Genomic DNA, 13,751 nt, shown 5'->3' with positions numbered 1-13,751 from the left:
TGTTTGTAACTGAACTCGCCTTTTTCGACTTGGTCGACCACGGCCAATTTAAAAGCGAGGGAATAATCCCGTTGAGTTCGTTTGGTTGTTGATTTCATTACACTCTCCAAATAAAGATTGAAAAGTGTCAACGCTATTTAGGACGGGTCATCATTAAATTTAAAGGCGAGCTATGCTCGCCTTTTCCTTATTTAAATTAGCTCATTTAAATCAGCCCTAAGGTCGACAGGATAAAAATGCCCAAGGTGCAAGTGAGCAGAGAACAGACTGTGGTGAGGGCGATAATATTGGCTGCAAGGGTAGCATTGCCACCCATAGCTCGTGCCATCACATAACTCGCTGCTGCGGTAGGCGCCGCACTCATTAAAAACACTAAGGCGAGTTCCACGCCGCGATAGCCAAGTATCAAGGCACCTAAGGTGATAAACAGCGGGGCAAAGATCAGTTTTAATGCGGTCGAGAACCAAGTGGAATACTTTTCATGTTTGAGTGAGCCAATATCGAGCGAGCCGCCAGTGCACAGCAGCGCTAAGGGAAGGGTCATATTAGCAAAGTATTGGCCCGCATCGAGTACCATCTTAGGTACGGGGATCGCGAGTAAATAAAACAGCATGCCGAGCAGAATGGCAATGATCAGCGGGTTTTTGGTGATGGTTTTAATGATCACCGCAAAGGCGCGGTGGCTGGATTCCTCTCCCCGCGGGCTTAAACAAATCACGGCTTGAATGTTATAGAGCAGCGTCATGGAAGCCACATAAACGGCCGCTAAGGCAACACCCGATTCGCCATAGGCATTAGAGACATAGGCTAAGCCGATAATCGCGGTATTGGCCCTAAATCCTCCCTGAATGATCACGCCTTGGTCTTGTGGCTCAGGAAACAGTCGTTTGGTTGCGTAGGTCGAGAGGATAAAAAACAGCAAGTTGGCCAATAAACCATAGCCAATTAACGGCGCACTGGCGGCAAGATCGTGATGTGAGCTAATAATGCTCAGAAACAATAGCGCGGGTAGCGTGACATTAAAAACCAGCTTAGAGGCGACATCAATAAAGTGCTCGTCAATCACTTGGGTGCGTTTAAGCATGACGCCTAGGGCTAACATTAAACAGATGGGACCGGTTATCGAGGCAGAAAACAACAACTGCTCAATGATATTGCCCATAACTTCTCCTCGGAAAATTCCATAGTGTTGCCGCTGAATCAGTACAATTTAATCAGTGCAGCTAAGCCACGGCCGCGATAGTGTCGCACTGTGAGCCGCTTGTCGAGACCACATCAGGTTACACTCCCTGGAAAAGCGTAACGGGATGTTTTACCAACAAATAAGGCCGCATTGAATGCGGCCTTATATCGATTTACCAGTAGCTTGACTCGTATTTAGCGTAGATTACTTAACCCGCATGCCAGGCTGTGCGCCTTCATGGGGTTCTAAAATCCACAGATCGCTGCCACCAGGGCCTGCTGCCAATACCATGCCTTCTGACATGCCAAAGCGCATCTTACGTGGCGCTAAGTTCGCCACCATCACGGTCAGCTTGCCTTCGAGCTCTTCTGGCGAATAGGCCGATTTGATGCCCGCAAATACCTGGCGGGTTTCGCCGCCGATATCGAGTTGCAGTTTTAACAGTTTGTCGGCTTCGGCCACATGCTCGGCCTTAACGATACGTGCGATGCGTAGATCGATCTTGGCGAAATCTTCAAAGTTGATGGTATCGCTAATCGGATCGGTCGCCAGTGGGCCCTTAGGCGCTTCTGGCTCGGTCGTGGCTTGCAGGTTTTCCTTAGAGTCGGCAACCATAGCGTTAACCTTGTCTAATTCAACACGTTGCATCATGGCTTTAAATGGTGCAATTTCGTGTCCCGCCATATCTTGGCTCAACGCATCCCAAGTCAAGGTCTGTTGGAAGAAGGCTTCGACGTCCTGTGCTAAACGCGGCAGTACGGGTTTTAAATAAGTCACCAGAATACGGAACAGGTTCAGGGCGTTCGAGCACACTTGGTGCGCCGCTTCCTGTTGATCATCGTGTTTCACCATTTGCCAAGGCGCAGCATCGGCGACAAAACCGTTGGCGATATCGGCAAGGGCCATGATTTCACGCATCGCTTTACCGTATTCGCGGGTTTCATAGAACTCGGCAATTTGCTCTTGTTTGGCTAAAAATGCGTCCGTGAGTGTGGTGTCAGCAATCTTGGCTAGCTTACCCTCGAAACGCTTAGTGATAAAACCTGCGGTGCGCGAGGCTAAGTTCACTAGCTTACCGACTAAATCTGAGTTCACACGCTGGGCGAAATCCTCTAGATTTAAATCTAAATCGTCGATTCGGCTGCTCAGTTTAGCGGCGTAGTAGTAACGTAAATATTCGGGGTCTAAGTGATCTAAGTAAGTGCGCGCCTTGATGAAGGTACCCTTAGATTTAGACATCTTAGCGCCGTTGACCGTGACATAACCGTGGGCATAGACGCTGTTTGGCTGGCGATAGCCCGAGCCGTGCAGCATGGCTGGCCAGAATAGGCTGTGGAAGTAAACGATATCTTTACCAATAAAGTGGTAAACCTCGGCCTTAGAATCCTTCGCCCAAAATTCGTCGAAGCTCAACTCTGGACGTTTATCACAGAGGTTTTTGAATGAGCCCATGTAGCCGATAGGTGCATCTAACCACACGTAGAAATATTTGCCCGGGGCATCGGGAATTTCAAAGCCAAAATAAGGTGCATCACGGGTGATATCCCATTGCTGCAAACCTTGTTCAAACCATTCGTCGAGTTTATTGGCCATTTCGGTTTGCAGGGCGCCCGAACGAGTCCACTCTTTTAACATGCCTTCAAATGCAGGCAGATCGAAGAAAAAGTGCTCAGTGTCTTTCATCACTGGCGTAGCACCTGACACCGCCGATTTAGGATTGATCAGCTCAGTTGGGCTGTAGGTCGCGCCGCAGGCATCGCAGTTATCGCCGTATTGATCGGGCGATTTACACTTAGGGCAAGTGCCTTTTACGAAGCGGTCTGGCAGGAACATGGATTTTTCAGGATCGAACAGCTGAGAAATACTCTTGCTCTTGATATAACCATTAGCCCGTAGTTTTAAATAGATATCGCTCGCCAGTACGCGGTTTTCGTCACTGTGGGTGCTGTGGTAATTATCGAAGGCGATATTAAAATCGGCGAAATCCTGCTGGTGCTCTTTGTTGACCTGGGCGATCATTTCTTCTGGCGCCATGCCTAATTGTTGCGCCTTGAGCATGATCGGCGTGCCGTGGGCGTCATCGGCACAAATATAGTGGCACTCATGTCCACGAAGTTTTTGATAACGCGACCAGATATCCGTCTGGATGTATTCCAGCATGTGACCTAAATGAATCGGTCCGTTCGCGTAGGGAAGTGCGCTGGTCACGAGAATTTTACGTTGTGAAGTTGCCATCTTGTCTCAAATATCGTGGTGGGCCAAAAATAATGGTAGAGATACTAACCGATTACAGGATGATTTTCATCAAAACCTGAGTCAATTGAGCTAAATCTGCGCTAATGTTTTTGTCATTATCTGGTACACTTGGGCAAATTTATTGGTGGGGGTAATGCTTTTGTCTTCAACTCAAACTGATTATCGTTTAAGTGACGATCTTCTCGGGCCCGTTTTGGCCATTCTCGATGCATATATCGACCCGTATTTAGGTAAAGGGTTAGTGAGCGCAGGATGCGTGAATAAATTGGCGATAGAAGGTAAGCGTTTGCAGCTTGGCTTAGTCTATCCTTACCCTTGTATGACCCAATATCGTGATACTGTGATGGCGCTGACCAACAAATTAGCAGTACTCGATGCTATCGATGAAGTCGAATGTGAAATCGATTTTCAACCTAAAGTGTACTCAGCATTATCTTCTATCGCACCGATTGCCAATGTGAAGCAAGTGATTGCAGTTGCTTCCGGTAAGGGCGGTGTGGGTAAATCAACCACGGCGGTTAACCTTGCCTTAGCGCTGGCCGCTGAGGGCGCGCAGGTTGGGATCTTAGATGCCGATATTTATGGTCCGTCAGTTCCCTTAATGCTGGGGATCCCCAACTTCAGGCCCGTTTCCCCCGATGGCAAACATATGACCGCCGCTAGTGCCCACGGTATTGCCGCCCAGTCGATAGGTTTTATGCTAAGTGGCGATGAAGCGGCTGTTTGGCGTGGTCCTATGGCTGCGGGCGCACTGGCCCAGCTGTTGAACGAAACACAATGGCCAGAGCTGGATTACTTAGTGGTCGATATGCCACCTGGCACTGGGGATATTCAATTAACCCTGTCACAAAAAGTGCCCGTTAGCGGTGCTGTGATTGTGACGACGCCGCAGGACATCGCTCTAGCCGATGCCAAGAAAGGCATCACTATGTTCCAGAAAGTGAACATTCCTGTGCTGGGTATCGTCGAAAACATGAGTTTCCATTTATGTCCCGAGTGTGGTCATAAAGAACATCCATTTGGTACGCACGGTGGCAGTAAAATCGCTGAGCGTTACCAAGTACCACTATTAGGCGCCTTGCCGCTGCATATCAATATCCGTGAAGCCATGGATATGGGTGCTCCGACAGTGGTAGCTGCCCCCGACAGTGAAGTCGCGGCGCTTTACCGGGAAATCGCCCGTAAAGTGGGCGCCGAATTGGCACTCAAACAGAGCCAAAAATCAGTTTCTATTAGCATATCAGATGATGAGTAAGGTTTAAGGGTATGAATTCTCAGCAGTGTGTCATTATTGCAATTGCTGGCGCGTCAGCATCGGGCAAGAGTTTAATTGCCAAGACGATTTTTGACGAACTTCGCCGCGATTTAGGCACAGATCAAATAGGGGTAATTAATGAAGATGCGTACTACCGCGATCAGAGTCATTTATCCATGGATGAGAGGGTATTAACCAATTACGATCATCCAAAAGCGCTAGACCACCAACTGCTATGTACTCATTTACAACTGCTCAAGTCTGGCGAAGCGGTTGATATCCCTTGTTATAGCTATACCGAACATACTCGTACGGCTGAAACAGTGACAATGACACCTAAAAAAGTGATCATTTTAGAGGGCATTCTGCTGCTGACCGATCCTAAATTGCGCGCATTGATGGATGCCAGCGTGTTTATGGACACGCCACTGGACATATGTTTCCTACGTCGTTTAACCCGTGATGTGGCCGAGCGCGGCCGTACTATGGAATCGGTGATTTCTCAGTATAAGAAAACCGTGCGTCCTATGTTCCTGCAATTTATTGAACCTTCAAAACAATACGCTGATATTATCGTACCGCGCGGCGGCAAAAACCGTATTGCGACCGATATTTTAAAGACTCGTATTCAACATCTACTGGCAAAATAACGACATAAAAACTCAGGGAGTAATAGGTAAGATGCGCTTAACCGATATCGAAATTGAACAGGCCCTTGATAACGGCACTATCGTTATAGAACCTCGCCCGAGCACAGATGCGATTTCTGGCGTCAGTGTGGATGTGCGCTTAGGTGGACAATTTCGCGTCTTTAAGGATCATACTGCGCCTTTTATTGACTTGAGTGGTCCAAGTGTTGAAGTGCAAGCGGCACTCGATCGGGTGATGAGTGAAATTATCGAAATCCCCGATGGTGAAGCCTTCTTCCTGCATCCTGGAGAGTTGGCCTTAGCCGTGACCTATGAGAGCGTAACTCTGCCCGCCGATATCGTCGGTTGGCTCGATGGCCGCTCATCACTGGCCCGTTTAGGTTTAATGGTGCACGTGACGGCGCACCGTATCGATCCGGGTTGGCAGGGTAAAATTGTGCTCGAATTTTACAACAGTGGTAAGTTGCCTTTGGCGCTGCGTCCTCGGATGACCATAGGCGCGCTAAACTTTGAACGCCTAAATCATGCGGTTGCACGTCCCTATAACACCCGTAAGAGTGCCAAATATAAAGATCAGCAAGAAGCGGTGGCTAGCCGTATCAGTCAGGACTAATGCCCTTGATTTGGGTTAATGGGGTATCACAGGCAAGCATTGCACCTATGGACAGGGGGCTTGCCTACGGTGATGGCCTATTTGCAACCATGCGAACGGGTGTTGATGGTATTTTGTTTTTCGAGGCTCACCAAGCGAGATTGACCGTGGGTGCCGCAAGGTTAGGGTTTGACTGGCAGATGAGTCCGGTCCTTCGTCAACAGCTTGTTACTTTAGCGAAGCAGTATCCACACCACTGCATCAAGCTACTTATCACTCGAGGCGTGGGTGGCAGAGGTTACGCGCCACCGGAGCCGGTTCAGGCGACCGAAGTGGTCTCGATTCATCCTATTCCGGCCCATTATGTCGATTGGCAGCAGAAGGGCATTCGCCTTAAAACCTCCCCAGTGTGTTTAGGTCATCAGCCCTTGCTTGCGGGGATAAAGCACCTTAATCGCCTCGAGCAAGTGTTGATCAGATCCCAGCCGTTGCCCAAGGGCTTTGAGGATTGGTTAGTGCTCGATTGTATGGGGAAGGTGATTGAGTCTTCAATGGCTAACATCTTTTTTATTAAGGGTAATCAGGTGGTCACGCCGTCACTTGACCTCTGTGGTGTCGCAGGTGTGATGCGTGAGCAAGTTATGCTAGCCTTACTTGCGCAGCAGATGAATATCGATAGTTTGCCCTTTGACGCCGAGCAGTTAGTGGAATTTGATTCGGCGTTTATTACTAACAGCGTCTTAGGAGTTGTGGATGTGATGGCGATCGATGCGCTTAAACTCACTCGAACTCCCATTACCGCACGTCTTAGACAAACACTTTCACTCACACTATGAAAAAACTCATCCTGATCGCAAGTTCTACGTTGTTGACCTTGCTGACCTTAGCTTGTTTGGTTGGCTATTGGGGTTACCAAACCATTATCGATTACAGCCAAACCCCACTGGGCTTAACTGAACCCAAAGAACTCACCATCGCCCGTGGAACGAGCGTGAGTCAGTTGGCCTTACAGTTGGAGGCCGACGGGGTGATCCAGACAACGTGGAAACTCAAGTGGTTACTCAGGTTTCGCCCTGAATTGGCAAAAATCCGCACTGGCCTGTATGAGATGTCACCATCACAGACCATTATCGATTTACTCAATGATTTAGCCGCAGGTAAGGTTAAAACCTTTAGTCTGACTCTGGTCGAAGGGAAAACCATTACCGAATGGGAACAACAGCTTAAAGCTGCGCCACATTTGCAAATACCCCCAGAGGTTTTTGCGGCCGTATTGATAGAGCAGGGTGATGACTCAGGTTTACCTGAAGGAAAATTCTTTCCCGATACCTACCATTACACCGCAGAGGCGGATGCTAAAGTATTGTTGACCCAAAGTCATCAGATGATGGCACAGGAGTTAGCTAAAGCTTGGGCCGAGCGAACGGATGGACTGCCACTAAAGTCCCCCTATGAGATGCTGATCTTAGCCTCGATTGTCGAGAAAGAAACGGGTCAAGCCCATGAGCGTGAGCAAATTGCTGGCGTATTTATCAATCGGCTTAACTTAGGTATGCGTCTACAAACGGATCCTACGGTCATTTATGGTATGGGGGATCGCTTTAAGGGCAATATCACCCGTAAAGATTTAGTCGAAGATACCGCTTTCAATACTTATCGTATTTTCGGTTTGCCGCCAACACCGATTGCTGCGCCCAGTAAAGCGTCCTTACTTGCCGTGTCTAAACCCGCTAAGGTGAGTTATTTATATTTTGTGTCGCGTAATGACGGAACTCACGTGTTTTCGAGCACCTTAGAGGAGCATAACCGCGCCGTCGATATTTATCAGAGAAAGAAAAAATGACCCAAGCATCCGCCAAATTTATTGTTGTTGAAGGACTTGAAGGCGCAGGTAAATCGAGTGCAATCGCCCTTATTCGTGATTTTATCGAGAAACACACAGGCCTTGCCCCTGTTTGTACCCGCGAGCCGGGAGGCACGCCACTGGCCGAACGCATTCGTGATTTAGTCAAGATTGCCGATCCAAGCGATCCCCTGTGTGATGAGTCTGAATGTTTATTGATCTACGCTGCCAGAGCCCAGTTAGTGGCCAATGTGATCAAACCTGCCCTTGCGCAGGGAAAGTGGGTATTAGGGGATAGGCACAATCTGTCATCCTTAGCCTACCAAGGTGGGGGGCGTGGCTTAATGCCCTTAGTCGAAGCCGTGAGCAACGCGACCCTTAAAGGCTTTAAGCCAGATCTGACACTTTACTTAGATTTAGATCCAAAGCTTGGGCTTATGCGTGCAGCTAAGCGGGGAGAACTCGATAGAATCGAGCAGCAAGCGATCGATTTTTTTGAGAGGGCTCGGGCAACTTACCTTAGACTTGCCAGTGAAGATGACAGCATCATCGTTATTGATGCCAGTCAAACTATGGCCGAAGTGCATAAGGATATCTTGGCCGTGTTACAGGCAATGGCATGGTAGCCAATAACGGCTTTGATGTGTTAACCCTACCTTGGCTCGATGTGCCAAGGCAGGCATTTTTAACACAGTTACAATCTCACCAAATACCACATGCTCAGCTGGTAGGGATAGATTCTGCCTATGGTGGGGAGTTACTGAGTGTGTTTATGGCCCGCGCCGCCATGTGCCTGCAACCTAAGGCGGTGGGAGCCTGTGGTCTATGCAAGTCGTGTCAATTATTCGATGCGGGGAATCACCCAGATTTCTATCAAATTGAAGCCGATGGTCATCAAATTAAAGTCGATCAAATTCGTGAGCTTTGTATGCGGCTCACCGCGACGGCGCAGCAAAGTGGTCGACGAGTCGCCATTATTCACCACAGTGAGCGCCTTAACTCTGCCGCTGCAAACGCCTTACTTAAAACCCTCGAAGAGCCTGGCAAAGCGACACTGTTAATATTGCAGTCGGACACTCCGGCACGTTTGATGGCGACGATCAGCAGTCGCTGTCAGCGGCTTCCCTTTGTTGCGCCGTCTAAGACGTTGATCAAAAACTGGTTAATTCAGCACTGTCAGATCCAAGAAGATGTGACTTGGTGCTTAAGTGTGGTGGGTGGCCCATTACAATTGGCCGAGAGTTTGCTTGCTGAGGGCACACAACCGAGTCGCTACCAAGTTTTGCTCCAATTTCGCAAAGATTGGGGGCAAAGTTTGTCGTCTGGTCATCTGTGTGCTAGTTTGTTAACAATTAGTGAACAACAAATAATTGATGCACTTAAGGTTTTATACCTGCTTTTACGACAAATTTTATTGAAGAACAGCCACCAAGATGCGTTTATTCAGGCGCAAATAGGGAGTTTGGCGGCAAAGATCATGGGAATGTGTCATAGCTTAAGTACAATGCCGACCGTCAATTATTTGGGCTTGTGTCAAAGTTATGTCTTAGAATATAGAGAAATAACAAATAAGTAGCATGCCATGGTAGATCTCGTCGTTAATTTTGATACTTTACATCAGTTGTACCGCGCTTATATGCCTTTTATTAAGCCCGCGGGTTTATTTGTCACAACCAGTGAGAGTCACTATCTAGGTCAACCACTGACAATTGCCTATCGTCTGCCTGGGGCGACGACCACCAATGAGTTTCGTGGTGTTGTGGTTTGGATCAATCCCTTAGGTGCTTCAGGTGGCCGCCCCGTCGGCATCGGTATTAAGATTATCTCTGAGCCCGACAGTCATAAACACCATATTGAGAAGCTACTTTCCCGTGAGCTTGCCTCCGGCGATTTAACCTGCACTATGTAATTGCTGGTTTGCTTGCGGGCGTGTTAGGTGTTTGACCTCGATCCTTTGGCTGGGTATCCTTGTCGTCCTTTTGTTTCTCTGCTTGGAAATTGCTGTGCTTATTGATTCACACTGCCATCTCGATCGCTTAAAAGCGGCGCCCGATCAACAAACCCTTGAACAGCTCCTCGCCAATGCTAAGGCCCGTGGCGTTGACTATATGTTATGTGTAAATGTACGCCAGCAAGGGTTTGAATCCATGCGTGATAAGGTCGCAGCCTTTGAGCAGGTCTTTTTATCATCGGGAGTGCACCCATTAGACGTTAAAGAAGGTCTGGATGTTGAGCAAATCCGCCGTTTTGCAACCGACGCTAAGGTGGTCGCGATTGGTGAAACGGGCCTAGATTACTTCTATGCCGATGAAACTAAGTTGCTGCAACAGCAATGCTTTGAGCAGCAGATAGCCCTTGCGGTAGAAGTGAATAAACCTTTAATTGTCCATACCCGCGATGCCCGTGAAGATACTATCGCTATGCTTAAGCAGGGCAGTGCGGATAACGTCGGTGGTGTACTGCATTGTTTTACTGAAAACTGGGAAATGGCGAAAGCGGCAATTGATCTTGGTTTTTACATTTCAGTATCAGGCATAGTCACCTTTAAAAATGCCGGTGATCTACGCACTGTTATCCGTAAAGTGCCACAGGATCGCCTGCTGGTTGAAACAGACTCGCCCTATTTGGCGCCTATTCCACACCGTGGACAGGAAAACCAACCCGCCTATGTGCGCGATGTTGCAGAGTTTGTGGCCGAGCTTAGGGGTGAGCGTTATGAGGATCTGGCTGAGTACACCAGTAATAATTTCTTTAATTTATTCAAAGATGCGGCGCGTTTAGTCGGCCGTTAGCAACAAAAAAACCTTCCCCCGCCTTATACCGTGGCATGATTGCCAACACAGAAGTATAGATTCACAGGCATAAAAAAAGGCCCAAAACGATGAAAGCTGTTTGGGCCTAGGGGAATGGCTCGTTGAAGAGCCGTGCGCTACAGTTGAAAGCGCCATGCAGTGCGCTTTACAATAGACTCAGTGTAGTTGAGCTTTTGCCCTAGAGTCGTGTTCCCCTGCTCCTTTTTTAGGTTATTTATCGCTAAAAAATAGCAGAGCTATAACGATTTAGTCTGTTCTGGTAGCAATAATACTTTATCTTTCACTAAGTCTCTGGGTAGGTTGTTTTTTAACTTATTACCCAAATGTTTCGCCATGCCTAATGGCGCGCCGCCATAACAGACGATCACTTCACCCTGTGCTTTGCCTGCGGTATTCAAGGGAATATCTCGCCCCATTAAATACTCTTTCGCTTCAACATCGCTCACATCGACCGTTTTTGCCGTTGGACTAAGCTGTTTTCCCGCTAATGCAATAATCGCTTCATGGCGGACTTTAAAACCGTGCTTACTGTTATCGGCGAGTTTAATGCCGATGCGTTGAAAACGCATACGGCCGATGAAGGCATTGAATTCATGCGGAAACAGCCAGAATTCATCATCGCGCACCATGATAAGGTCGTCCGGTAAGCTGATGCCTAAATCCTGCTGAAAATAGTCTTTGATCCCTTGGGCTTGTTTTGCTGAAGCGGGCGTAAAGGGGAAGTTTTTCTGCAATTTGGGCTCAGGTTGTAAACGCGGCACTGAGGCGGTTTTTGTCAATTTAGCGACGAAAAAACCTTCACTGTCGTAAATCTGCGGCCAGACATGCAAGAAGCCTTCGGTAGTTGTGGCTCGCTCAGCGCCATCAAATAAATCGCTTAAGGATTCGAACTGCACCGCATCACCGTAGACTCGCTTTAAATACTCGCACACGCCTTGGTTTTCGAGGCGGTTTAAGGTGCAGGTCGAATAGACTAAACTGCCACCGGGTTTCAGGGCGAGAAACGCCGATTCGATTAAGGCTTTTTGGGTTTCGCTAATCGCCAGCACATCGTCTAGGCTCCAGTGTTTTAGCGCATCGGCGTCTTTACGCACTGTGCCTTCGCCGCCACAGGGCGCATCGATAAGCACGGCATCGAAGCTTTCGTAGAGGTATTCGCCAAATACACGTCCATCGAAATGGGTGAGGGCGCAGTGGCTCACGCCCATGCGCAGCACGTTGGCGTGCAATACTTTTACGCGGCTCGCCGAATACTCATTGGCGACAAGCAAGCCTTGATTGTGCATTAACGCGGCTATTTGCGTGGTTTTAGAACCCGGCGCGGAGGCAAGATCGAGTACAGATTGCCACTTTGCACTAGTCGTAAATGCACTAGGCGTAAAAAGTGCGGTCGGCGGCAACATAGAGCTGGCTTCTTGAATGTAGAATAGGCCTTGAATATGCTCTAAGGCATTGCCGAGTTGTTCTTCTTCGTCGTAGCTGATCCAAAATCCGTCTGCACACCAAGGAATAGGATCGAACGTCCAGCCCTTAGGTTGCATCAGGGTCTTAAAGTCATCGCTGCTGATTTTTAAGGTATTGACCCGAATTGAACGTCTAAGCGGCCTGTCACAAGCGGCAATAAACTCGTCCATGGATAAATGGGCGGGGAGTTCCTGGGTGATTGTATCGATAAAATTTTGATTTAATTGAACCATTGATTTCATTGAACCATAGGAAAATAGACTGTGTATCAACTGGCGCGAGTATATCATAATCCCTTATTGGGTCTGAGATTTTATCCCAAGTGCTCAAGTCACTATGGTGATTTAAGATTTATGCACTGACGTTTTCTGCAATATTGGAATGAGTCGCCATAACGCTAGCACTCAGTAGCCATGGGCTAATAGAATAAAAGCAAATAAAAATAAGGGGATTAGCGTGCTGAATCGCGTGTGGTTGGCTTTTTTTCTCACGGCATTGCTGGCAATAGCGGTGCAACTGTTTAATGGACACATAGAAGTCCTGTCGGCTTCGGTCGCAGCATTGTTTGCGAGTGCTAAGCTTGCCGCCGAAATTTCCCTTGGACTGATTGGCGTGCTTTCCCTGTGGATGGGATTGATGCAGGTGGGCGAGAAGGCTGGCGTTGTCGGCGCCATCGCCTTTGTGTTTGAACCCTTATTACGTCGCTTGATGCCAGAAGTGCCCAAGGGCCATCCCGCCTTTGGCAGCATCACGATGAATTTAACCGCGAATATCTTTGGCTTAGATAATGCTGCCACGCCGCTTGGTTTAAGGGCGATGCATGATTTGCAGAGTTTAAATCCAGTGAAAACCGTGGCGACCAATGCGCAAATCTTATTCTTAGTACTCAATACTTCCTCCGTGACCTTAGTGCCTGTGACGGTATTCCTTTACCGTGCCCAGCAAGGTGCAGCAGCGCCTGCGGATATTTTTCTGCCGATTTTACTGGCAACCTCGGCCTCGACAGTGGCGGGTTTGTTGGTTGTGGCGTTAGTGCAGCGAATTTCGTTATTGAACTCTGTGGTGCTCGGTTACGGCGCGCTGATGCTCTCAGGGGGAGTGGCGAGTGGCTTTTATCTGATGACCTTAAGTGCCGAGGCGATTGGTACTGTATCGACGGCCATGGGTAATGGAGTGTTACTCTTGCTCGTATTTGCCTTTGTGCTGGTGGCAGGTATCCGCAAAGTTGCAGTGTATGATGAGTTTATTGAAGGCGCCAAGGCGGGATTTGCACAGTCGATTCAGCTGATCCCCTATCTGTTAGCCATGCTATTGGCGATTGGATTACTGCGCGCATCCGGTGCCTTGGATTATTTGCTGCAACTCATTGCCAGCGGTGTGCGTTTATTGGGTTTCGATACCCGTTTTGTCGATGCTATGCCGACCGCGTTGATGAAACCGTTTAGTGGCTCAGGCGCAAGGGCCATGATGTTAGAGACCATGGATCACCACGGCGTCGATTCTTTTGCGGGCCGATTAGCGGCGATTTTTCAGGGGAGCACTGAGACTACTTTCTATGTTCTCGCCGTGTATTTTGGCTCAGTGGGTATTCGCCACGGCCGCCACGCCTTAGCCTGTGGTTTAACTGCGGATTTTGCGGGGATCAGTGCTGCTATTGCCGTTTGCTATTGGTTTTATGGCTAGATGATTTGAGGG

At 48.5% G+C, this 13,751-nt stretch carries 13 protein-coding genes; 10 read left to right on the top strand and 3 right to left on the bottom strand.

Translation table 11 applies throughout. The features are described from left to right. Positions 1-205: 205 nt before the first annotated feature. Together SOHN41_RS10490 and metG are read right to left on the bottom strand one after the other, a co-directional pair. Positions 206-1,162 carry an AEC family transporter gene (locus tag SOHN41_RS10490; protein WP_007648629.1) on the bottom strand — a complete coding sequence of 319 codons (957 nt, stop codon included), beginning with the start codon at positions 1,160-1,162 and terminating at the stop codon, positions 206-208. Positions 1,163-1,387: 225 nt separating this feature from the next. After that, entirely contained in the window at positions 1,388-3,418 is a 2,031-nt protein-coding gene (gene metG / locus SOHN41_RS10485) for a methionine--tRNA ligase (protein ID WP_037458809.1), read from the bottom strand. A gap of 160 nt (positions 3,419-3,578) precedes the next feature. Here metG and apbC point away from each other — a divergent pair, with 160 nt between their 5' ends. The 9 genes from apbC (at position 3,579) to SOHN41_RS10440 (ending at position 10,571) form a co-directional block, all read left to right on the top strand. After that, positions 3,579-4,694 carry an iron-sulfur cluster carrier protein ApbC gene (gene apbC / locus SOHN41_RS10480; protein WP_037458813.1) on the top strand — a complete coding sequence of 372 codons (1,116 nt, stop codon included), beginning with the start codon at positions 3,579-3,581 and terminating at the stop codon, positions 4,692-4,694. Positions 4,695-4,705: 11 nt separating this feature from the next. Beyond that, positions 4,706-5,344 carry a uridine kinase gene (gene udk / locus SOHN41_RS10475; RefSeq protein ID WP_007648613.1) on the top strand — a complete coding sequence of 213 codons (639 nt, stop codon included), beginning with the start codon at positions 4,706-4,708 and terminating at the stop codon, positions 5,342-5,344. 31 nt (positions 5,345-5,375) lie between these two features. Further along, positions 5,376-5,957, top strand: coding sequence for a dCTP deaminase (gene dcd, locus SOHN41_RS10470; RefSeq protein ID WP_007648611.1), 582 nt, complete (start codon positions 5,376-5,378; stop codon positions 5,955-5,957). A gap of 5 nt (positions 5,958-5,962) precedes the next feature. Further along, positions 5,963-6,772 (top strand): aminodeoxychorismate lyase, encoded by an 810-nt coding sequence (pabC, locus tag SOHN41_RS10465; protein WP_037458811.1) that lies wholly within the window; start codon positions 5,963-5,965, stop codon positions 6,770-6,772. After that, the gene (mltG, locus tag SOHN41_RS10460) at positions 6,769-7,779 is read left to right on the top strand and encodes an endolytic transglycosylase MltG (RefSeq protein WP_007648603.1); all 1,011 of its coding nucleotides are present in this window, start codon (positions 6,769-6,771) and stop codon (positions 7,777-7,779) included. Before pabC ends, mltG begins: the two co-directional genes overlap by 4 nt. After that, on the top strand, positions 7,776-8,405 hold the full coding sequence (gene tmk, locus SOHN41_RS10455; protein WP_007648602.1) for a dTMP kinase: 630 nt from the start codon (positions 7,776-7,778) through the stop codon (positions 8,403-8,405). The genes mltG and tmk overlap by 4 nt, the downstream gene beginning before the upstream one ends. Then, the gene (gene holB, locus SOHN41_RS10450) at positions 8,399-9,355 is read left to right on the top strand and encodes a DNA polymerase III subunit delta' (RefSeq protein ID WP_007648601.1); all 957 of its coding nucleotides are present in this window, start codon (positions 8,399-8,401) and stop codon (positions 9,353-9,355) included. Before tmk ends, holB begins: the two co-directional genes overlap by 7 nt. A 6-nt stretch (positions 9,356-9,361) precedes the next feature. Continuing rightward, positions 9,362-9,688 carry a PilZ domain-containing protein gene (locus SOHN41_RS10445; protein WP_007648600.1) on the top strand — a complete coding sequence of 109 codons (327 nt, stop codon included), beginning with the start codon at positions 9,362-9,364 and terminating at the stop codon, positions 9,686-9,688. A gap of 94 nt (positions 9,689-9,782) precedes the next feature. Next, a complete protein-coding gene (locus tag SOHN41_RS10440; protein ID WP_007648598.1) occupies positions 9,783-10,571 on the top strand; it encodes a TatD family hydrolase in 789 nt (262 codons plus the stop codon). A gap of 257 nt (positions 10,572-10,828) precedes the next feature. Here the strand turns inward: SOHN41_RS10440 and rsmF are convergent, their stop codons facing one another. Then, a complete protein-coding gene (gene rsmF / locus SOHN41_RS10435) occupies positions 10,829-12,289 on the bottom strand; it encodes a 16S rRNA (cytosine(1407)-C(5))-methyltransferase RsmF (RefSeq protein ID WP_007648596.1) in 1,461 nt (486 codons plus the stop codon). A 223-nt stretch (positions 12,290-12,512) separates the two neighbouring features. Between rsmF and SOHN41_RS10430 the strand changes: the two genes are divergently transcribed. Then, complete coding sequence (locus tag SOHN41_RS10430) at positions 12,513-13,739, top strand: nucleoside recognition domain-containing protein (RefSeq protein ID WP_007648594.1); 1,227 nt, start codon at positions 12,513-12,515, stop codon at positions 13,737-13,739. Positions 13,740-13,751: the final 12 nt, after the last annotated feature.

It is taken from the genome of Shewanella sp. HN-41 (assembly GCF_000217915.1).
GTDB lineage: Bacteria > Pseudomonadota > Gammaproteobacteria > Enterobacterales > Shewanellaceae > Shewanella.
This window is presented reverse-complemented; position numbering and strand designations above follow the sequence as displayed.

What these genes read in the sequence shown, in the direction of transcription:
- udk (WP_007648613.1), top strand. Translation starts at nt 4,706, where the DNA reads ATGAATTCTCAGCAGTGTGTCATTATTGCAATTGCTGGCGCGTCAGCA.
- dcd (WP_007648611.1), top strand. Translation starts at nt 5,376, where the DNA reads ATGCGCTTAACCGATATCGAAATTGAACAGGCCCTTGATAACGGCACT.
- SOHN41_RS10445 (WP_007648600.1), top strand. Translation starts at nt 9,362, where the DNA reads ATGGTAGATCTCGTCGTTAATTTTGATACTTTACATCAGTTGTACCGC.
- metG (WP_037458809.1), bottom strand. Translation starts at nt 3,418, where the DNA reads ATGGCAACTTCACAACGTAAAATTCTCGTGACCAGCGCACTTCCCTAC.
- holB (WP_007648601.1), top strand. Translation starts at nt 8,399, where the DNA reads ATGGTAGCCAATAACGGCTTTGATGTGTTAACCCTACCTTGGCTCGAT.
- mltG (WP_007648603.1), top strand. Translation starts at nt 6,769, where the DNA reads ATGAAAAAACTCATCCTGATCGCAAGTTCTACGTTGTTGACCTTGCTG.
- tmk (WP_007648602.1), top strand. Translation starts at nt 7,776, where the DNA reads ATGACCCAAGCATCCGCCAAATTTATTGTTGTTGAAGGACTTGAAGGC.
- SOHN41_RS10490 (WP_007648629.1), bottom strand. Translation starts at nt 1,162, where the DNA reads ATGGGCAATATCATTGAGCAGTTGTTGTTTTCTGCCTCGATAACCGGT.
- rsmF (WP_007648596.1), bottom strand. Translation starts at nt 12,289, where the DNA reads ATGGTTCAATTAAATCAAAATTTTATCGATACAATCACCCAGGAACTC.